This is a genomic window from Acidobacteriota bacterium, from assembly GCA_016715115.1.
GTDB lineage: Bacteria > Acidobacteriota > Blastocatellia > Pyrinomonadales > Pyrinomonadaceae > JAFDVJ01.
In genome coordinates this window covers 1,378,566-1,400,712 of sequence record JADKBM010000016.1, presented here as the reverse complement: position 1 = coordinate 1,400,712, position 22,147 = coordinate 1,378,566, and the positions used below count along the sequence as shown (strand labels likewise).

The following is a 22,147-nucleotide window of genomic DNA, read 5'->3' as shown; positions in this document are numbered from 1 at the left end:
TTTAGGAATCATGGAATCAATTGCAAATCGCAAATCGCAAATCGCAAATCAGAATGTCGTCACATTGGACGGAAACGAAGCAGCGGTCTATGTTGCGTATCGCGTCAACGAAGTTTGCGCGATCTATCCGATCACACCGTCTTCGGCAATGGCCGAGTTTGCCGACGAATGGTCGGCGAAAGACATCACGAACATCTGGGGAAACGTCCCTGAAGTCATCGAAATGCAGAGCGAGGGCGGCGCCGCCGGGACGGTCCACGGCGCGCTTCAGACAGGTTCGCTGACAACGACCTTCACGGCCTCGCAAGGGCTGATGCTGATGCTGCCGAATATGTACAAGATCGCCGGCGAACTGACGTCGGCGGTCTTTCACGTCGCCGCGCGATCGCTGGCCGCGCAGGCCCTCTCGATCTTCGGCGATCATCAGGACGTGATGGCGGCGCGGACGACCGGGTTTGCGATGTTGTCCTCGGCGAGCGTCCAGGAAGCGCACGATATGGCGCTGATCGCGCAAGCGGTAACGCTCCGTGCGCGGATCCCGTTCGTGCATTTCTTTGATGGATTTCGGACGTCGCACGAGGTCAACAAGATCATTTTTCTCTCGGATGAGCAGATCCGGGAGATGATCGACGACGATCTGGTGATCGCGCATCGCTTGCGCGGACTAAATCCGGACCGCCCTTTCATTCGCGGAACGGCCCAGAATCCGGATGTTTACTTTCAGGGGCGCGAGACGGTCAATCCCTTCTACGCGGCGGTTCCCGGAATCGTCCGCGACGAGATGCGAAAGTTTGGCGAACTTGCCGGACGGCATTATTCGACGGTCAAATACTACGGCGCGGCGGATGCCGAAAACGTCATTGTGATTATGGGATCGGGAGTCGAAACGGCGTCCGAAACGGCAGAATTTCTCGCCCGGTCAGGCGAAAAATCGGGCGTTTTGCAGATCTCGCTTTTCCGGCCGTTTCCGTCCGACGATTTCATCGACGCGATGCCCAAGTCGGCGAAGAACGTCGCCGTTCTCGATCGCACGAAAGAGTCCGGCGCGACCGGTGAACCGCTCTATCAGGATGTGCTCGTGAGTTTTATGGAAGCGATGTCGGCTGGAAGAATCGGCTCGATGCCGCGCGTCGTCGGCGGGCGCTACGGACTTTCGTCGAAGGAGTTCACGCCGGCGATGGTGAAGTCGGTGTTCGACAGTCTCAAATCGGGAGATCCGAAGAATCACTTCACCGTCGGGATCATCGACGACGTTTCTCACACGAGTCTGCCGTTCGACCCGTCGTTCAAACTCGACGAATCGGAATGGACACAGGCCCTTTTCTTCGGTCTCGGTGCGGACGGGACGGTCGGCGCGAACAAGAACTCGATCAAGATCATCGGCGAGAACACGGATCTCTTCGCGCAGGGCTATTTCGTTTACGACTCGAAAAAGTCGGGCGCGAAGACGGTTTCGCACCTCAGGTTCGGAAAGCATCCGATCCGCGCGCCGTATTTGATCGAAAAGGCCGATTTCGTCGCCTGTCACCAGTTCAACTTCGTCGAAAAGGAAGAAATGCTCGGATTCGCGAAGCACGGCGCGACCTTCCTGCTCAACTCGCCGTACGGCAAGGACGAGGTCTGGAACCATTTGCCGCAACGCGTGCAGCAGGCGATCGTTGACAAGAGCATCAGGCTTTTCGTTATCGACGCGACCGACGTCGCCCGCAAGACCGGGATGGCCGGACGCATCAATACGATAATGCAGACCTGCTTCTTCAAGCTATCGGGCGTTCTGCCGCCTGAAGAAGCGATTGCCGAGATCAAGCACGCGATCGAAAAAACGTATTTCAAAAAAGGCCCGGCGATCATTGAGAAGAATTTCGTGGCGGTTGACCAAACGCTCGAGAATCTGTTCGAAGTGGCGATTCCGCAGCAAGTTTCGGCGCGCCGGGAACTTCCGGTATTGATTCCGGAGCGCGCGCCGCAGTTCGTCAAGACCGTGACGCAGATGATGATCGAGGGCCGCGGTGATCAGATTCCGGTGAGTATGCTCCCGATCGACGGAACATATCCGAACAACACGGCGAAGTGGGAAAAGCGGAACGTTTCGAATCGCATCGCGGTGTGGGAACCCGAAGCCTGCATCCAGTGCGGCAATTGCGGTTTTATCTGTCCGCACAGCGTCATCCGCGCGAAGTTTTATCATCGCGATCATTTGAAGGACGCGCCCGACGGTTTCAAGACGGCGCCGATCAACGCCCGCGGTTTCCCGGAGACGAAGTACTCGCTCGAGGTCTATCTCGAAGACTGCACCGGCTGCAATCTCTGTTATGAGGCGTGCCCGGTGACCGACCGCGCAAACCCGAACAAGCGCGCGATCAACCTCGCGGACAAGCCGAAGGATCTTGAACCCGAACGCGCCAAGATCGCGTTTTTTGAGGAACTTCCGATAAACGAAAAACCGACCGTCAATTATTCGACCGTTCACGGCGTGCAGTTTCTCGAACCTTATTTCGAGTTTTCAGGCGCCTGCGCCGGCTGCGGCGAAACGCCGTACATCAAGGTTCTGACGCAGCTTTTCGGCGACCGTCTGATCGTCGCCAACGCGACCGGTTGTTCGTCGATCTACGGCGGGAACCTGCCGACGACGCCCTGGTCTTCGAACTCCAAGGGGCAAGGCCCGGCGTGGTCGAATTCGCTTTTCGAAGACAACGCGGAATTCGGCCTCGGAATGCGGCTGACAGTCGATAAACAACTCGGAATGGCGCATCAGTTGCTCGACCGAATGCGTCCTGAACTGGGCGATGAGGCAGTTAACGAACTGACGAAAGCGCCGCAGATCCTCGAAAGTGAGATCGAAGCACAGCGACGTCGCGTCGCCTCGCTGAAGAGCCGACTGATTGAAATCGGATCGCTCGACGCAAAATTGCTTCTTTCGGTCGCCGACCAATTGGTCCATCGCAGCGTCTGGCTGATCGGCGGCGACGGATGGGCCTATGATATCGGCGCCGGCGGTCTCGACCACGCGCTCGCCACGGGACGCAACGTCAATGTTCTCGTGCTCGACACTGAAGTTTATTCGAACACCGGCGGTCAGATGTCGAAGGCGACCCCGACCGCGGCGTCGGCGAAGTTCGCATCGGCTGGAAAACGCGTCGGCAAAAAGGACCTTGCGCTCCAGGCGATCTCGTACGGCAACGTTTACGTCGCGCAGGTTGCGATGGGCGCGAATCCGCAACAGACGCTGCTCGCGCTGCGCGAAGCCGAAGCCTATGAAGGTCCGTCGCTGGTGCTCGCATACAGCCATTGCATAGCGCACGGCATCGATATGGAAAAGGGTTTGCGGCAGCAGAAAATGGCGGTCGCGAGCGGTTATTTCCCGCTCATTCGATACAATCCGGCGCTTCGCAAAAGCAACGGGAATCCGTTCGTCCTCGATTCGCCGAAACCGACGATCGCGCTGCGCGATTATGCGTACAATGAACTGCGTTACAAGGTTCTGACGCAGACCGCGCCGGTCGAGGCCGAACGACTGATGAAGCTGGCGCAGGAGATCGTAGATCTGCGCTGGAGGACGTATGAAGAAATGGCCGGCTTTGGGGCGGGATCGTTCCAGCCGACATTCTAATTTTGGAATGGTGATTTCTGATTTCGGATTTTCAGAGTATGCATTACCAACGTTGGCGCACAATTTTTTGAATAAACTGGGAGGGATTCGGATAAAGAAATCCGAAATCCGAAATCCCAATTCACAAACAACGATGCCTAATTTATCAACAACCTATATGGGCTTGACTCTGCGGTCGCCGTTGGTGGTTTCGTCCAACCCGCTTTCGCAGAGCATTGACAATATCGTCGCGATGGAAGACGCGGGCGCCGGCGCGGTCGTTCTGTTTTCTTTGTTCGAGGAGCAGATCCGTGCCGAAACGGCGAAGTTCGAGCGCGTTTACCAAACGGCGTCGAGCGCGTTTGCCGAATCTTCGGACTTCTTCCCTGATCTCGACGATTATCCCCTCGGAAGCGTTCAATATCTCGAACTGATCCGCGAAGCGAAACGCCGCGTCGAGATCCCGATCATCGCGAGTCTGAACGGCGTCACGCCGGAAGGTTGGATCGAGTATGCGCGCGAGGTCGAACAGGCCGGCGCCGACGGGCTGGAGGTCAACGTTTACTTTATCCCCGCCGATATTCGGCTGACATCGGAAGAGGTCGAGCGGCGTTACATTGAGATCGTTAAGATGGTCCGGGCGGCCGTAAATATTCCGATCGCGATGAAGCTCAACCCGTATTTTTCGTCGGTCGGCAATATGGCCCAGCGTTTGACCGATGCCGGCGCCGACGCACTCGTGTTTTTCAATCGTTTTTACCAGCCCGATTTCGACATCAATGAGCTCAAGGTCGTTCCGAATCTTAATCTCAGCGTCCCGGCCGAGATTCGGCTGCCGTTGCTTTGGATCGCGGTTTTGTACGGCCGGATTCCCGTATCGCTGGCGGCGACGACCGGCGTTCACGGCGCGCGCGAACTGATCAAATACATCCTCGCCGGCGCCGACGTCGGAATGGTCGCCTCTTCGCTGCTGAAACACGGCGTTCCGTGGATCCGCGAGATACTGACGGATCTCGAGCTGTATATGCTCGATCAACAGTTTGACACGATCGATTCGTTCAAGGGGTTGATGAGCCAGCAGCACGTCCCCGATCCGACGGCGTACGAGCGGAGCAACTACATCCAGATCATCGAAAACAAGGATTGGAGGTGAGGCGCCGGATTGGAGCGCGGGCATCCTTGCCCGCACGACGCGAAGGCGTCGAAAGCGTTTGACTTTCGACGCCTTTTTCGTGCGTTGCGCTCAGGCGCTCCGATGCCCGCGCTACCCTCTTTTCGTTTATGGAAGCCGTCCGGGCGTGATCGGCGCGCCGGCGGCTTCGAGTTGTTTTTCGAACGCCGGGATGTCGGTTTCGACAAGTTTTCGCAACCGCGCGAGTTCCGGATTGAAGAGCGACTCGACGAGCGCGTACTGATCGAGCTGCGTCTGCGTCGGCTTAACCGTCGACAAACGGATCGCGCCGGCGACGTAACCGATGCGGTCGCCGATCGACGGCGGCGGGATCTCGGAGTTCTCACGGCCGCCGCGCAGTTCGTTCAGGATCGAATCGACCTCGGCGTTGAGCCGGTTCGCCGTTTCGAGCAATCCGCCGTTCTCGACCGGAGCTTCCTGCGCCGCGCGTTTGAGCAATCCGATTCGCGTCTTCGCCGCACTCGCCGTGTCCGACGCGGCGCTTACCGAACGCTGAAGAGCGAACACCTTCTTCTGGAACGCCGAAAGCGCATTGATCTCGTCCGCATTCATCTTCTCGCGGCCCTCAACGACGATGTTGAAACTCTGCGATCCCGGCAACGCGGTCACAACCCCGCCCGTGCGGAGCGCCATCGACACGGAATAGCGACCCGGCATCACAAGCGGGCCTTGCGGACCGAAACGGAAGCCTTCCGGAAGATCCGCCGGAAGCTGCGCCGGTGTCGCGGCGATCGCCGGCGTCACGTAACGCATATCCCATACAACGCGGTTCACGCCCGGAAGCGCCGGCGCGCTGAGCCGGCGGACGATCTTGCCTTCGGCGTCAGTCACGGTAAACAAAAGCGCCGGCGGTTCTTCTTCGGACTCTGCCCGGAGTTCGGCGATCGACGGATACTTGAATGGCTGTTTCTTCTTTTCCGCCTCCCGTTCCGCTTCCTGCCGTTTCTGCTTAAGGGTCTTCGGCGCATCCTTCAGGAAATAAGTGAATGTCGCGCCGTATGCCGGATTCGGAGCGAGATAGAACGACGCGCCCATAAATCCCGTGAACGGCGCGTTCGATCGGACGAACATCAGGGCATCCTTGACCGGGAAAAGGATCGAGGATTGCTTTACCGCGTCCTTGTTCGTCTGCCGCAGCGCGGAATAATCGTCGAGGACATAGATCCCGCGTCCGAACGTCGCAAGCACGAGATCGTTTTCCTGTTTCTGGATCGCGATGTCACGAACGGCGATCGTCGGCAGACCGGCCTTGATCTGGGTCCACTTCGCGCCGCCGTCGACGGTGAAAAACAGTCCGAACTCGGTTCCGACAAAGAGCAGGTTCGGATTCACGTGGTCTTCGGCGAAACCGTAGAGCGAGCCCCGCTCGGGCAAATTCGCAGAGATCGAAGTCCAGGTTTTTCCGGCGTCGGTGCTTTTGACGATGTACGGCTTGAAGTCGCCGTTTTGATGGTTGTTGAAGAGCGCGTATATCGTGTTCACGTCGTGCTGCGACGCCGCGACGCGCGTTACGTAAGAAAGTTCCGGGATTCCGGCGATCTTGTCGACCTTGCGCCAGCTTCCGCCATCATTTTCGGTGATCTGGATCAGGCCGTCGTCGGTTCCGACAACGATGAATCCCTGTTTCTTCGGCGACTCTGCAACCGCCGACGCGTTCCCCCAAAGTGCCGTCGACTGGTGTTTCGCGATCGCATCGGGTCCCCAGACCTTGCCCATCACCGGCAGCGTATTGCGGTCGATTCCGCGCGACAGGTCGCCGCTGATCGCCTTCCAGTCGTCGCCGCGATTGTCGGTCTTGAACAGTTTATGGCCGGCGAAATAAAGCCGCGTGTTCGAGTGTGGGCTGATGATGAACGGCGAATCCCAATTGTAGCGCTGCGATTCGATGTCCTTCCCTTCGATCGGGGCGATGCCGACTCGTTCGCCCGTGCGTTTGTCGAAGCGGACGAGTCCCCCGTTCTGACTTTCGGCATAGATCGTGTTCGGGTCGAGCGGATCGACCTGCGCCTTAAAGCCATCGCCGCCGTTGGTCACGAACCAGTCGGAATTCATTATGCCGGCCTGATTTCGCGTTTTCGCAGGCCCGCCGAGCGAGTTGTTGTCCTGCGTCCCGCCGTAAACGTTGTAGAAGGGAACCGCGGTGTCGGTCGTCACGTCATAGAACTGGGCGACGGGAAGGTTTGCCTTGAAGTGCCAGTTCGCGCCGCGGTCAAAACTCTCGTAAACTCCGCCGTCGGAGCCGACGAGCAGGTAATCGGTGTTGTTCGGGTCGATCCAAATGGCGTGATTGTCGACGTGTTTGAGCCTTTCACCGAGCGCGCGCTGCGTCCGTCCGGCGTCGTCCGAAACCTGAAAAACGACATTCGGAATATAGACGCGGTCGACGTTCTTCGGATCCGCGACGATCTGTCCGTAATACATTCCCTGTGCGATCTGCGTGCCGGTGCGTTCCCACGTTGCGCCGCGGTCGTTCGAACGGAAAACCCCGCTCGCCGTACCGCTCGCCTCGACGGTTGCATAGACGACGTTCGTGTTCGCCGGCGAGATCGAAAGTCCGATCCGCCCCATATCGCCCGGCGGAAGGCCGGAGCGCAGTTTCGTCCAGTTGTTGCCGCCGTCGGTTGATTTCCAGATCGCGCTTTCCGGGCCGCCGTTGATGAGCGTGTAAAAATGGCGGCGGCGCTGCCAGGATGCGGCGTAAATCGTGTCGGGATTTGAGGGATCGATGACGACGTCCGTGACGCCGGTATTTTCGCTGACCGTGATGACGGCTTTCCAGGTCTTGCCGCCGTCGGTCGTTTTATAGAGACCGCGTTCGCCGCCCGGCGACCAGAGCGGGCCCTGCGCCGCGACGAAAACGACGTTCGGATCGCGCGGGTCAATGGCGATGCGCCCGATGTGTTCGGAAGTCTTAAGTCCCATATTCTTCCACGATTTGCCGCCGTCATCCGAACGGTAGACGCCGTCGCCGTAGCCGACGCTGCGCTGCGAATTCCGCTCGCCCGTTCCGACCCAAACGGTCGCCGGATTCTTCGGGTCGAGAGCGATCGCACCGATCGAGAAGGCGCCCTCGTTTTCAAAGACCGGAGTCCACGTCGTGCCGCTGTTGACCGTCTTCCAGACTCCGCCGGACGCGACCGCAACGTAGTATTTCGTGCGGTCGTTCGGATCGACTGCGAACGCGATGACGCGTCCCGACGTGACGGCCGGGCCGATCGAGCGGAACTTCAGACCCGAGAACAACGATGGCGGCAACGGGTCGGGAGTCGGAGTCGGCGTCGGCGCGACCGTTGCGGCCGGCGATGGCGTCGGGCTCGGCGTTTGAGCGGGGATCGTCGAACTTAGAATCAGCGAAAAGAAAAAAATGATCGAAAACGAATGCAGTTTGGACACGTCTAAAACTCCTTGAAAGCGGCTTTTTTCGGGTAAATCAGGTTGGATGAATTATGTCTTGATTCGAACCGAGTATCAAGTCCGTCGCGGTAGCTCGCTTGTTCCCGCGAATGGAAAAAATGTTGTCGAAATGAAATGCAACGCGATAGACTGGAGACCTCAAAAACCACCTCCGCCTCATAATGCGAAGGAAATTCAAATGATGGAGCGCGGCCGCGCTCCAAAGGAGAAAAGATATGTATGAACCTCGAGGCTGGCACAGCCGAGGGTATTTACCTCATTTTGACGACGGTGAGAAAACGCAATTCCTGACCTTTCGTCTGGCGGATTCTATGCCGGCAGCGGTTTTGGAAGTGTGGCGGAACGAACTCGTGGATCTGGCGGAAGCGGAAGCCAAATCGGTTCTTCAGGATCGTATCGAACGGTATCTGGATAGCGGATACGGCAAGTGTTATCTCCGAGATCCGGAGATCGCCGGAATCGTTCAAAACGCGTTGCTGCACCACAAAGACGCCAAGTACAAACTCTTCGCGTGGACGATAATGCCCAATCACGTTCATGTCTTGCTCAAGCCCCTCATCGACTTGAGCGCCGTTGAGCATTCGATCAAATCGTACACGGCGAATGAGATCAATAAACTGCTCGGACGAAAAGGCAAACTCTGGCGGGAAGAGGTCTTTGACCGCTACATTCGCGATGATGACCACTTCTGCAACGTCCTGGACTACATCGACCTCAATCCGGTGAAGGCCGTGTTGTGCGATCGACCGGAGGATTGGCCGTTCGGCAGCGCGAATTATTTCTCGTGATAGTGCGCAAGGGAGCGCGGCCGCGCTCCAATCCGATGTTGAGATTTGCCCTCAGGCGGCCGGTCGTATGACAATCAAATCCGAGATCTCAATTCAGAATTCCGAAATCAAGATGGTTGAAGGTATTAACAATCCGCGAGCCGAGATCGATTCGATCGACAGCGAGATCCTGAGGCTTCTGAACCGGCGCGCTTCGATCGCGTTGCGCGTCGGCGCGGCTAAATCGAACGTCGACACCTCGCTTTGCGATCCACAGCGGGAGCATGAGGTGATCGACCGGCTGACGCGCGAGAATCCGGGACCGTTCGATGAAACGAGCGTCGCCAATATCTTTCAGAGGATCATCGACGAATCGCTTCATTTGCAGCAGCGCAACTTCCAGCGGTCTCCGCAGATCGATGCCGCATCGGGCCCCGACCTTGAAAACATCGGCCGACTTTCGCGCGTCGCGTTTCAGGGCGAACGCGGAAGTTTCAGCGAAGAAGCGGCGCTTGGCATTCTCGGAGCGGACTGCCGGACTGTGCCTTGCCGGACTTTTGACGATCTTTTTCGTGCGATCGATGAGGGGAAGGCGGATTACATCCTGTCGCCGCTCGAAAATTCGCTCGTCGGTTCGGTTCACCGGTGTTATGACCTGCTTCTTGCGAGTTCACTGAGCGTCGTCGCGGAAGCCGTTCTGCCGATCTCGCATTTTCTGATCGGTCCGCCGAATGCGTCGTTCGAATCTCTGAAAACCGTCGAATCGCATCCGGTCGCATTGGCACAATGCGAACGTTTTTTTGCGGCCCATCCGGATTTGATAGGCGTCGCGGCGGACGATACGGCCGGCAGCGTGAAGCGCGCGATCGAGAGCGGTGACGCGAGCCGCGCGGCGATCGGCGGTAAACGCACCGCGGCGATCTACGGCGGCAAGATCTTGCGCGAGCATATCGAGGACCACGCCGAGAATTTCACGCGGTTTGCGTTGCTGACCAACGTGCCGGACGAACGCGCCACAGGCTCCAAAATCTCGCTGATCGTTCGACTCAAGCACGAACCGGGTGCGTTGCACAACGCGATGCGGCCCTTCGTGCGGCGCGGGATCAACTTGTTGAAGATCGAAAGCCGGCCGATCAAAGGGATGCCGTCGGAATTCAACTTCTACTTTGATTTGCAGGCTCCGGCGAGCGAAAGCGAACTCCGCGGCGCGCTCGATGAAATCAAGGAACAGGCCGCCGAAGTAAGGTTTCTGGGGAGATATTCGACGATAAGCATTGAGAGACCAGATTGACCGGAGCGCAAGCGTCCCGCAAGCGTCCCGCAAACGGTGCGAAGCGCCGTCGCGGCCTTTGGGCCGGGACAGCAATTTCGTGAAACGGTTCGTTCGCGCTCCGCGCTCATTGCAAGCGGGGACGCTTGCGCTCCAGTCAGAATCATTATGATCATTATCCTTAAACCGCAGACCGATGCCGAGAGCCGTGAATTCCTGCGGCTCGAGTCGCATTTGAAGAACCTGCCCAACATCGAAATGCGCGTTCATCACGTGCAGGGCGCCGAACAGGTTTTGACCGAAATTTATCTGATCGGCAATACAGCCGCGATTTCGCTGGACGAAATGCGCAGTTTTCCGGGCGTCGACCACGTCGTCCGCGTTTCAGAAGAGTACCGCGTCCTCGGACGTCACAAGAACGATAGCCGTCCGAACCATTTTATATATCAGGGCGTGGTTTTCAGTCAGGACAATCTGAACGTTTTCGCCGGCCTATGCGCGGTGGATTCACCACAAAGCGTCGAACGGATGATGCAGGCGCTGAAAGAGAACGGCCAGGTTTGCACGCGGATGGGCGCGTACAAGCCGCGGACCAGCCCGTATTCGTTCCAGGGGCACGGGAAGAATTGCCTCGAATACGTTTTCGAACTCGCCGGAAAATATGGCATCAAGGTCATCGCGATGGAGATCACCCACGAATCGCATATCGACGAGATCCGCGAAGCGCTCGCCGCGACGGGTGATCCGACAGGCGTGATGCTTCAGATAGGCACGCGCAACACGCAGAATTTTGAGTTGCTCAAGAGCGCGGGACGCCAACAGGAGTTCCCGGTTCTCCTCAAGCGCGGCTTCGGGATCACGCTTGACGAATCGCTCCACGCGGCCGAGTACCTCGCCAGCGAGGGCAATCAAAAGGTTATCTTCGCGTTTCGGGGGATGAAGACGAACATCGGAGATCCGCATCGGAACATGGTCGATTTTGCTCATATTCCGGTCGTCAAGCGACTTACCCGGATGCCGGTTTGCGTCGATCCGTCGCACTCGGTCGGTTCGCGCGCGCGCAGTTCGGACAATATTCTCGACATTATGCACGTCACCGCGCAAGGAGTAATCGCCGGCGCGAATATGATCCTCGTCGATTTTCATCCTGACCCGAGCGTGGCGCTCGTGGACGGGCCGCAGGCCTTGCGATTGGAAGAACTTCCGTCGTTTTTGGAGGATGTACGTATCGTTCGCGAAGCCTACGAAAAAAGGCGGACATTATTCGATTAACACATCTCGCAAGCCATATATGTATTTGAGGCGCCTTGCCTGCACGAAGATTAAGTTATCTTTAATAAGCTATTTGGATGCATTCGGTTTCGTTGCGTCGGAGACGCCGAATCGCGAACGACCGACTGTCGGTCGCTTGTCGCCGACGCGGACAAGATCTCGATTCGAGCAACACATATGGCAAGCGCGATATCAAAACGCCAGCGAGGGACCGCGTGACTCGAGATTCACGCGGTCCCTCTTGGTTCCTACCTCGCAACTTCGATGATCGCCGTCGCGGCCTGTTCGACGAGCGGCGAAATGATGTCTTCGCCTGCCGATTTGGCTTTTGCTTTGAACTGCTTTGACATTGCGACCGTCGAGCCTTTGACCAATTTAATGTCGAGCGTCACTTCATCCTTTGGTTTGATGTTCGCCGAAGCGCTCGCTGCCGAATAGATTGTCTGGGTCGCAACTTGCCCGGCGACGTTGCCGACCGTACTTCCCGTTTGGCCGATTCCCGTACGGCTCACTACGGGCGCAATGACCTTCGTGAACATTCCAAATCCGCTCCCGCCGCCTTTCTTGTGGGATGTCTGCGCGTAAAGAACAAAATCGCATTCCTTGTCGGCGGCCTCCGCTTCGATCGCGATCGACAATTTCGCCTCGAGCTTGACGATCTCGATCTTCGTTCCCTTGAAATATCCTCCGAACGTGTTCTCGATCGCGGCGGCCAATTCGGCGGCATTGACTCCGTCACCGACGGAACCCGTTTTGATCGCCGGCAAACCGATGCGAATCACGCCTTCCTTCCTTTCGGCAAGCATCGGGGTCGCCTCGCGGCTCGCGCTTTTTGATGCGATCGTTGAATTGAGGCCCGACTGATCCGTCGACGGAACGGAAGTATTCATCGACCGATCCGAAATGTTCGAGATCGCGGTAGTCCGCGCCGCGTACATCTGCGAACTGTCTTGAACTTCACGATAATCAGCGGGAACGTCGAATAAAGCTGCGTCGAGCGTGGCGCTTGAAAGTTCGATAACCTCGTTCGTCATCGTGAACGATTCCTTGCCCGACGCATCGAACATCGTCGTTTTTTCGACAACCGGATATCCGCGTTTGGCCGCGCCAACCTGTTTGACTTCGTATCTGTCGATACAGCCGCCGCGCGGGTTCGGCTGAATATGCCCGTAGCGGTCATAATCGCAATCGAGCGCGAATGCCGCGTCGATGTACCAGCCATCGGTGACCATCTTCGACTTGGTTTGCGAACACGCGTCGGCAGATGATTCGGTCTCGATCGTGACGATCAGATGACGAGCGATGTAGCCGAACATTTTCTTGGTTTCGCCCGTATCTTTTGTCGTGACCGTCGTCGTCAGGACGCCGCCCTTTTTGGACTCGACGGTGGTCGAGCCGCTTTTCGTCACTTTGGCGGGAACGGTATTGTCCGCTGCCCAGGAATTGACAAGATAGACCTGCGCTTGCGGATTGATCTGAACGCTTCGCTTGAGGTCGCATTGCGTAAGCGTCACGCTGGAAATTCCGCCCGTGTTTTGCTCGGAGCGTTGGCGCTTGCCTTTGATATACGTCGTGCTCTCGGTCGTTTGGCCGCTGACTGACTGCCTGGACTTGACTTTGACGTCCGCCGCCGCCGTGATCGAAAGGGCTGAAAGAATAATTGCGATAAAGATGAATCGGATGTTTTTCATATTAATGCTCTCCTTGAATGGTCGGCCGTTTTGCGCCGTCAATCGTTCACGCGCAAACGATCGGCGGAAGGTATCAGTGAAGTATCAAAAGCATATTTTGGTTGGAGTAATCGGGGACTTTGGTTATACTTTGAGGACGGTTTTGAGAAGAATTTGAAGGTCGTTTTCAGCGTGGAACAATCGGATAAAAACGTCACCCAGTTGCTTGTCGAATTGACCGGCGGAAACACGCAGGTTCTTGAGGCGCTTCTCCCGATCGTTTATGGCGAACTTCGCAAGTTGGCAAACAACTATCTGCGGCGCGAACGCGCCGATCACACGCTGCAGCCAACGGCGCTGGTGCACGAGGCGTATATGAAACTCGTCGACCAGCGCAACGTCCAGTGGCAGAATCGTGCGCATTTTTTCGGAGTCGCGGCGAATATTATGCGGCGCATCCTGGTCGATCACGCACGCAAGCATAATTCCGAAAAACGCGGCGGCGAATTCTCAAAGGAACAACTGGAAGAAGCTCTGGTCGTTGTCTCGGACGCGAAGAGTTTTGAACTTCTTGCTCTCGACGAAGCGCTCGAAAACCTCAACGAATTGGATCCCCAAAAGGCGCGCATCGTCGAGCTTCGATATTTCGGCGGCCTGTCGGTCGAAGAAACCGCCGAAGTAATGGGTGTTAGCGAGATCACCGTCAAGCGCCATTGGAAAATGGCCAAGGCGTGGCTCTACGGACAAATAGCCAGGAATTGATTTGGGAGTTGCTATTTTGGATTTTGGATTTCGAGAGCCCCCAATTTCGGATTGCCGTTTTGGCTAAGACGTTGGACCAATCCAAAATCTAAAACCTAAAATCCAAAATGGATCAAAGGCGTTGGCGTCAAATCGAAGAGGTTTTTCAGGCGGTCGTCGAGCTCGCGCCTGACGATCGCGAACGCTTTCTCGACGAGAATCACTCCGCCGATCAGGAACTCGTCGCCGAAGTCCGAAAACTCGTTTCGAATCTTGAAGATGCCGACGATTTTATTGAGTCGCCGGCGTGGACCGATTCGTTGATGCTCGGAAAGACAGAACGCGGAAGGATCTCCGATTCGCTCGGCGACGAGATAAGGCGCGTCGAGGAAACGCTGATCGGCCGTCGGCTCGGCGCTTACCGATTGACTCACGAAATAGGTCGCGGCGGTATGGGAGCCGTGTACCTCGCCGAACGAGATGACGGCGAGTTCCGCCAGCGAGTCGCACTTAAAGTAATCAAACGCGGAATGGACACGGATTTCATCGTCCGCCGCTTTCGAAACGAGCGCCAGATCCTCGCGACGCTCGACCATCCGAACATCGCACGACTTCTCGACGGCGGCACGACCGACGATGGGCTACCGTTTTTCGTGATGGAATTCATCGAGGGCAAACCGGTCTATCGCTATTGCGATTCGGAAAAGCTTTCGATCAACCAACGTCTGGAACTCTTCCGAACGATTTGTTTTGCGATCGACTACGCCCATCAGAATCTGATCATCCATCGCGACATCAAACCGTCGAATATTCTCGTCACATCGGACGGGCTGGTCAAACTCCTTGACTTCGGCATCGCCAAAATACTCAATCCTGAGCTCGCCGCCGATTCGATCGACCCGACCGCGACGGCGATGCGGATGATGACGCCCGAATACGCGTCACCCGAACAGGTCCGCGGCGAGGCGGTGACGATCGCCAGCGATATCTACAGTCTCGGCGTTCTGCTCTACGAGTTGCTCACCGGACACCGTCCGTACCGTTTGAAGAATCGGGCACTGCATGAGATCGCGCGGGTCATTTGCGAGGAAGAACCTGATAGCCTCGGCGCCAGCTTGACGCGGGACGATAATCTTGTCGCAACCGGCGAATCGGACCGCACCGATTCGGGCCACGTCTTCGAAAATCGAAATTCGAATCTGGAGACGCTGCGCCGAGACCTTTCCGGTGATCTCGAACGGATCGTGCTCAAGGCGATGCGCAAGGATCCGAACGAACGATATCGATCCGCCGGCGAGTTTGCCGACGACATTCTTCACTTTCTTGAAAACCGGCCGGTTATGGCCGAAGACTTCCGTTCGTCGTCGATGCGAATCCCGCGTTCGATCACACGGGCCTCCGACGGTGAGATCTCGCTCGCCGTTCTTCCGCTGAAGATGCTGGCCGTCGGAATGCGCGGGGATACGGGCGACGAATTTCTGGGCATCGGACTCGCCGACGCGTTGATCACCCGGCTTTCCAACATCCGTCGTTTTGTTGTTCGCCCGACAAGCTCGGTGCTGCGTTTCGCCGACGGCGAAAACGATCCATTCGCCGCCGGACGAGCGCTCGGCGTCGACTTTATTCTCGACGGCAACATCCGACGCGCCGGCGATCGTTTGCGGATCACGCTCCAGTTTCTGAGCGTCGCTGAAAACTCGGCGCGTTGGGCGGAGAGCTTCGACGAAAGTTTCTCCGATGTTCTCGAGATCGAGGACTCGATCTCCGAACGCGTCGTCAAGTCGCTCGTTCCGCAACTCACGGGTGAAGAGGAACTTCAGCTGAACAAGCGCCGGACGAACTCGCCCGATGCATACGAAGCATATCTGCGCGGTCGTTATTACTGGAACCAATTCACTCCCGATTCGCTGAGCAAAGCCCGCGAAGCTTTTGAGGCCGCGATCGCCGCGGATCCGGGTTATGCGCTGGCCCACGTCGGCCTTGCGGATTTTTACATTTGGGCCAATATCTACGGTATGATCCCGTCGGTCGAGGGACTTCGGCTCGCGCGGACCTCGGCATCGCGTGCGATCGAGCTCGACGATTCGCTCGGTGAAGCGTACGCGTCGCTCGGATTGCTGCATCAGAATGAATTTGAATGGGCTGAATCGGAGCGCCTCCAACTTAAATCGATCCAACTCGCGCCGAACTATCCGCAGTCGCATGAATGGTACGCTGCGGTGCTCGTCGGGACAGGGCGAACCGACGACGGCGTTCGCGAGATCCATATCGCCGACCGCCTTGACGCGCTTTCGCCGCGAACGAAGACTCTGGTTGCCTGGACGCTTTATCAGGCGCATCGATTCGACGAGGCGTTGACGGTCGCGCGGCAGATCACGGAACTCGATCGGAACTATCCGCAGGGCAATGCGCAGATCGGGATCAATCTTTTGGCGCTTGGGAATCCGGAAGCGGCTCTGCCGTATTTTCGACGATTCGACGAGATGATACCGGACTCGGCACTCGCAAAATACCAGCTGTGTTTCGCGCTCGTCGCCAACGGACTTCGCGACGAAGCGGAACGGGTGCTCGACGAAATGCTTCGGCTTTCCGAACTCGGCTATGTAAAGCCGTGCTTTCTCGGACTTGCGAACGCCGCGCTCGACAATCGGGACGAAGCCTTCAAATACCTCGAACAATCGATCGACGAGAACGATCCGTGGGCGCTTTGGCTCGGCACCGAACCGCTCCTCAAGCCGTTGCACGAGGATCCTCGGTTTTGGGCGTTGCTGCGACGAATGAGGAATCCACTCGCGTTCCGGGAAACGAACGCTGAACCGGATGAATTCGAAAAAACCTCGATCGCGGTCCTGCCGTTGAAGATCCTGCACGCAACTCGTGCGGACGACACGCAGGAGGAATTTCTCGGCATCGGTCTGGCGGACGCGCTGATCAACCGGCTCAGCGGCATCCGTCGTCTGATCGTTCGTCCGACGAGTTCGGTAATTCCTTTCGGCGGCGGGACCGATCCATTCGACGCCGCGACGCAGCTCGGCGTCGAGTTTGTCGTCGACGGATCCCTTCGCCGCGTCGGCAGCCGCATTCGCATTTCGATTCAACTGTTGAACGCGACACAACGGACAGCAGTCTGGGCTCGATCGTTCGATGAAGAGTTGACCGACGTTCTCGCGCTTGAGGATTCGATCTCGAAGCAGATCGCGGAAGCACTGGTTGTGCGTTTGACGGGCGATGAACAGATACGAATCGGGAGTCGCGGGACAAGCAACACGGAAGCCTACGAAGCTTACCTTCGCGGACGATTTCACTGGCATCAATACACGGCCGATGGCTTGGCGAAATCGCTCGTCGCCTTTTATGAAGCGATCGCGCTCGACCCTGATTTTGCTCCGGCGTACAGCGGTGTCGCGGACTATTACAATTTTCTGAGCATTTTCGGCATTATGGCGCCGACGGAGACGTTCCCGGCCGCAAAAGAAGCGGCGCTCAAAGCGGTCGAACTCGATCCCGGACTCTCGGAGGCGTACGTCTCGCTCGCTGTTATTTCGCTCGGTTACGATTGGGACTTCGTGGCTGCCGAACAGTACCTCAAGAAGGCGATCGGGCTAAATCCGAATTCTGCCGAAGCGCACAACTGGTTTGGGCAGCTTTATTCGGTTCTCGGACGCCACGATCGGGCCGTGCGGGCGATGTTGACGGCTGAGCGATTGAATCCCCAATCAGCCTCGCTATCGGTGGCCTTCACGATTATTTTGCGCAACGCACGCCGATTTGACGACGCGATCGCAAAACTCCGGCAGGCGATTGCGCTGCACCCGAATAACCCGACGGCGCTTGCGGGATTCGGATGGTTCGTGCGGTACCTTGAAGATCCGCTGGAGGCAGTCGACAAATGCGGACTGGCGGTTGAGTTGAGCCAGCGACAAAGTTTGCCGCTTTACGCGCACGCCTGTGCGCTCGCGGCGGTCGGAAAATTTGAAGAGGCGCGGGCGATTGCGGCCGAACTCGAAACGCGACGCGCCAAACAATATGTTCCGCCGATCTTTTCAGCACTGATATCCATCGAACTCGGCGAGATCGACGAAGCATTCGTCTGGCTCGAACGATCGATCGACGAAAAGGACTACTGGGCTGTCTACGTGCCGGTCGATTCGCGGTTCGATTCGCTGCGCGAAGATCCGAGATACCTTGGCTTGGTCGCGCAGATCGGAAGCGCGGGCGACGCCGATGCGATACATCAATCGCAGATCGCGACAATGATCCTCCGCGACGACACCAATGAGAGCGTTTTGGCGGCATCGGACAATGTCGTTGCGCCGGGGCACGCCGGTTCGGGATTTCGCTATGCCGCGTACGGACTTATTGGATTGCTTTTCGTAGTTCTTGCCGTATTCGCGTGGCGCGGCATTACAGGCGGCGAAAGGGTCGTGCCGCAAATGCCGACGGTTCTGGACAAAAGGGTGAAAACGATCGCGGTGCTCCCGTTCCGGACCGATTCGCATACGCCGAACGAAGTCGAGTTAGGCGTTGGGCTCGCCGAATCTATACATCGCAAACTCGGTCAGGCGAGCGGACTTTCGGTTCGGTCCGCACTGTTGAATGTTCCCGACGGTCAGTCGCCGAATGAGCTCGGCAAGACATTCGGGGTCGCGTACGTTCTCCGGGGGACGCTTCACGACACTGGCGATCAACTTGCGGTGAGTGCTGAACTTATTGACACGCAAACCGAAAAAATCCAATGGAGTCGATCATTTAACGAAAAGCGAACGGATTTCCCAAGCCTGCAGATATCGATCGCCGATCAGGTCCTAAACGCGTTGACGGTCGAGCTGAGTTCGACGGAGCGACAGCAGATCGACAAGATCTACACGGAAAACTCAGAGGCCTATCAACTCTATCTCGCGGGTCGATATCTGATGGCAAATCGTTCGGCAGAGAACCTGCGAAAGGCGATCACGACGTTTGAAAAGGCGCGCGACACGGATCCGAAATTCGCTCTCGCCTACGCCGGACTCGCTGACGCTTGGTCGCTTCTGAATCTTTATCAGGTTCCGCCGCCTGATGAAGCGTACGGCATCGCCAAACAGAACGCGACAAAGGCGCTTGAACTTGATGAAAATCTCGCCGAAGCGCACGCATCGCTCGGGTACATCCTGCTTTACTCCGAATATCGACGCGCAGACGCGATCGTCGAGCTTCGCCGGGCGACCGAGCTCAATCCGTCATACGCGACGGCCCATCATTGGTCGGGTCTGGCGTTGGCGTCGATGGGGCGGTTTGACGACGCAGTGGCAAGCATCAATAAGGCAATCGAACTCGAGCCGCGGTCGGCAATCATCCAGACCGCGGCGGCATTGATATACAACTATGCCGGGCGGCGCGACGAAGCGATCGCGTTTGCAAAGAAGTCGCTTGAAATAAATCCGGCATTGGTTCCGGCGCACAAATCGATGCGCATCATCTACCTCAGCGCCGGCGATTTTCCGAATGCGTCGGCGGCTTACGAACGGGAAAGGCTCTACGCCGGCGCGACCGATCCCGACGAGCCGGGCTGGTTGATGATTACGGCACAGGTGTTGACGATCGGCGGCAAACGCGACGAAGCAATGGCGAGTCTGAGAAAGGCCGAAGCGTCCGGCGTGGTCAAGGGCAACGCCCGTGGATATGCCGACGAGATGGCGATCGCCTATGCGCTGCTCGGTGATGCCGACAATGCGGTCCGTTGGCTCGCCCGCGCGCGCGAGGTTCGTTCGTACAGTCTGAATTTCGCGGCGGTCGAGCCGCGCTACGACAAGATCAAGAACGATCCGCGGTTTGTCGAACTGACCCGGCTTGAGCGTTGACTCTTCAGAACAATCTATCGAGGAAGTTCCGTTCCGGTATCTGAGATTGCGTGGATTCGGTCAGAATCGATCGGAATCGATCGGTTTTCGAGTCGACCACACAGAAAACCAAGACGCGTATCCGGCCTACTTCTTATCCTTCACCACATGAACCCAAAGGTGGCTGTTCCCGGACTTGATCAGCGTACTCATACTTTCAGCATTGTCGATATTGATGCTCGTGAAATACTCGCGATAGTACCAAACAAAGAATATCGCCCCGAGCGTCGGCGCCTTCAATTCGCGGTAGTTGAGCCAAATCTCGCGCGGATTGCCGGTCGGGAATCCCCGAAAACCGGGCTGATAGTAGCTCTCATCTTTTGTGATCTTTTCGGCCTTTGAATCGATCGTGAAAATGCCTTCGCCGCCGTAAACCGCGAGCCCGTTTGTCTGGAACGCGGGAAACAACCAGACTGTGAATGTCTGATCGGAGTTTCGGCGAATATACTGGTTGAACGCTGGAGCATTTGCACCGACTCGTTCCTTCACCTTCGCTTGCCCAAGACCGAGGGCCTTTGCATAGAGAACGAGCATGCCCGAATCCGGTTTTTCTTCCGAACGGGTGACGACCTTTTTGGCGTCCATCGTGAAATGAAAGACCAATTCGAATTGTGAGTTCTCAAACTTCCCGTAGACCGCGTGCCACGCGTCTTTTGAGTCCTTGAAGCAAAACCAGGCGGTTCCGAGCCGCGCCAATTCCTTCTTGTCCTGGGCCATGACAACGTCACTGGTTTTCCAGGCGACCTCATCATATTCGGCAAGCCATTTGGCCGTTTCGAAGTTTGAATCGAACACCGAATTGTCGAACGGCAGAGGACCCTTTTGACCGAACGCGACGACGGCTGCAATCGCGATCGACAAGACGAGTTGAATGCTCTTTTTCATAAACTAAGGCTCACAAGATCTATTGCGGATTTGCCGGTTGCTGCCGCCGGGTTCGGACGGTTCACCGCTAACCGATCCTCTGCTTCCAGCTCTGCGGATTGCTGCCGTCGTCGAGGCGGACCATCGTTACCGCGCCGGGAGCCGGGCAGACGAGAGTGCAAAGATTGCAGCCGACGCACTCGTGTTCGTCGACGACAGGGAACTTGTTGTCGTCAAAACTGAAACACTGGTGCGCGCCGTCTTCGCAGGCGATGTAGCAGAGATTGCATTTGACGCAGTGCTCATTATTTACCCGCGCGACGACCTTGTAATTGAGATCCAGGTTGCCCCAGTCCGTGACCCGATCGACCGATCTGCCGACAATATCGTTGACCGAAGCGAAGTCTTTATCGTCGAGATACGAATTGAGCCCGTCGATCATATCCTCGACGATGCGGTAACCGTAATGCATCACCGCCGTGCAGACCTGAACCGTTCCGGCGCCGAGCAGAATAAACTCGACGGCGTCGCGCCAGGTCGAAATTCCGCCAATGCCCGAGATCGGAATGCTGAATTCCGCATCGCGCGCGAGCTCCGAGACCATATTGAGCGCGATCGGTTTTACCGCCGGCCCGCAATAACCGCCGTGCGCAGCCATTCCGTTGACGTTCGGATGCGGGATCATCGTATCGAGATCGACGCCCATCACCGAATTGATCGTGTTGATCAGCGACACCGCGTCGGCGCCGCCTTTTTGGGCCGCGCGCCCGGGCGGAACGATGTTCGTCACGTTGGGCGTCAGTTTGACGATCACCGGCAACGCCGAGACTTCCTTGACCCATTCGGTGACCATACAGGTGTATTCCGGAACCTGGCCCATCGCCGCGCCCATTCCGCGTTCCGACATTCCGTGCGGACATCCGAAGTTGAGCTCGAATCCGTCGCAGCCTGTGTCCTGAGTGCGTTTGACGATCTCGTGCCACGCTTCGCGTTTGGATTCGACCATCAACGACGCGATCACCGCGTGATTCGGGTACTTTTTCTTGCACTCGTACATCTCGCGCAAGTTGACCTCGAGCGGACGGTCGGTGATGAGTTCGATGTTGTTGAGCCCGAGCATTCGCGTCGAACCGTAATCGATCGCCGCGAGCCTTGAGGAAACGTTGACGATCGGCTCGCCGAGCGTCTTCCAGACCGCGCCGCCCCAACCGGCGTCGAACGCGCGCTCGATCATCGAGCCCATATTCGTCGGCGGCGCCGAAGCAAGCCAAAACGGATTCGGAGATTTGATGCCTGCGAAATTTACACTTAGATCTGCCATGATATTAGTTAAACCAACCAATTTTTAGCGCCGCCGTCTCGACAATTGATTCCATTGACACAAATGTCACCAAAACAAAAACGTCATTTTCAGACTGCGGTTCGCTTGCATCGCCTCAGACCGTCGGGTTGATCTCGGCAAAATGTTGCTCGCCACGTTGTCGAGCGG

11 protein-coding genes are annotated in these 22,147 nt (G+C 57.1%); 7 read left to right on the top strand and 4 right to left on the bottom strand.

The genetic code is table 11. The features are described from left to right. Nucleotides 1–10 precede the first annotated feature (10 nt). Complete coding sequence (nifJ, locus tag IPN69_24010) at nucleotides 11–3,610, top strand: pyruvate:ferredoxin (flavodoxin) oxidoreductase (GenBank protein ID MBK8813775.1); 3,600 nt, start codon at nucleotides 11–13, stop codon at nucleotides 3,608–3,610. Between the two features lie 133 nt (nucleotides 3,611–3,743). Then, entirely contained in the window at nucleotides 3,744–4,742 is a 999-nt protein-coding gene (locus IPN69_24005) for a dihydroorotate dehydrogenase-like protein (protein ID MBK8813774.1), read from the top strand. 126 nt (nucleotides 4,743–4,868) lie between these two features. Here IPN69_24005 and IPN69_24000 read toward each other — a convergent pair whose 3' ends face one another. Beyond that, nucleotides 4,869–8,165 carry a glycosyl hydrolase gene (locus IPN69_24000; protein ID MBK8813773.1) on the bottom strand — a complete coding sequence of 1,099 codons (3,297 nt, stop codon included), beginning with the start codon at nucleotides 8,163–8,165 and terminating at the stop codon, nucleotides 4,869–4,871. A gap of 245 nt (nucleotides 8,166–8,410) precedes the next feature. Here IPN69_24000 and IPN69_23995 point away from each other — a divergent pair, with 245 nt between their 5' ends. The 3 genes from IPN69_23995 to IPN69_23985 all read left to right on the top strand — a co-directional run bounded on the left by IPN69_23995 (nucleotide 8,411) and on the right by IPN69_23985 (nucleotide 11,504). Continuing rightward, nucleotides 8,411–8,983 (top strand): transposase, encoded by a 573-nt coding sequence (locus IPN69_23995; protein MBK8813772.1) that lies wholly within the window; start codon nucleotides 8,411–8,413, stop codon nucleotides 8,981–8,983. A gap of 112 nt (nucleotides 8,984–9,095) precedes the next feature. Beyond that, a complete protein-coding gene (locus IPN69_23990) occupies nucleotides 9,096–10,253 on the top strand; it encodes a bifunctional chorismate mutase/prephenate dehydratase (GenBank protein ID MBK8813771.1) in 1,158 nt (385 codons plus the stop codon). Nucleotides 10,254–10,400: 147 nt separating this feature from the next. Continuing rightward, nucleotides 10,401–11,504, top strand: coding sequence for a 3-deoxy-7-phosphoheptulonate synthase (locus IPN69_23985; protein MBK8813770.1), 1,104 nt, complete (start codon nucleotides 10,401–10,403; stop codon nucleotides 11,502–11,504). Nucleotides 11,505–11,752: 248 nt separating this feature from the next. Here the strand turns inward: IPN69_23985 and IPN69_23980 are convergent, their stop codons facing one another. Continuing rightward, nucleotides 11,753–13,195 carry a hypothetical protein gene (locus tag IPN69_23980; GenBank protein ID MBK8813769.1) on the bottom strand — a complete coding sequence of 481 codons (1,443 nt, stop codon included), beginning with the start codon at nucleotides 13,193–13,195 and terminating at the stop codon, nucleotides 11,753–11,755. Nucleotides 13,196–13,366: 171 nt separating this feature from the next. Between IPN69_23980 and IPN69_23975 the strand changes: the two genes are divergently transcribed. Both IPN69_23975 and IPN69_23970 read left to right on the top strand, forming a co-directional pair. Continuing rightward, nucleotides 13,367–13,936, top strand: a complete 570-nt coding sequence (locus IPN69_23975) for a sigma-70 family RNA polymerase sigma factor (protein MBK8813768.1) — start codon at nucleotides 13,367–13,369, stop codon at nucleotides 13,934–13,936. A gap of 107 nt (nucleotides 13,937–14,043) precedes the next feature. Next, on the top strand, nucleotides 14,044–19,755 hold the full coding sequence (locus IPN69_23970; protein MBK8813767.1) for a protein kinase: 5,712 nt from the start codon (nucleotides 14,044–14,046) through the stop codon (nucleotides 19,753–19,755). 126 nt (nucleotides 19,756–19,881) lie between these two features. Here the strand turns inward: IPN69_23970 and IPN69_23965 are convergent, their stop codons facing one another. Together IPN69_23965 and preA are read right to left on the bottom strand one after the other, a co-directional pair. Then, a complete protein-coding gene (locus IPN69_23965) occupies nucleotides 19,882–20,679 on the bottom strand; it encodes a hypothetical protein (protein ID MBK8813766.1) in 798 nt (265 codons plus the stop codon). A gap of 67 nt (nucleotides 20,680–20,746) precedes the next feature. Next, complete coding sequence (gene preA / locus IPN69_23960) at nucleotides 20,747–21,979, bottom strand: NAD-dependent dihydropyrimidine dehydrogenase subunit PreA (GenBank protein ID MBK8813765.1); 1,233 nt, start codon at nucleotides 21,977–21,979, stop codon at nucleotides 20,747–20,749. Between the last annotated feature and the right edge of the window lie 168 nt (nucleotides 21,980–22,147).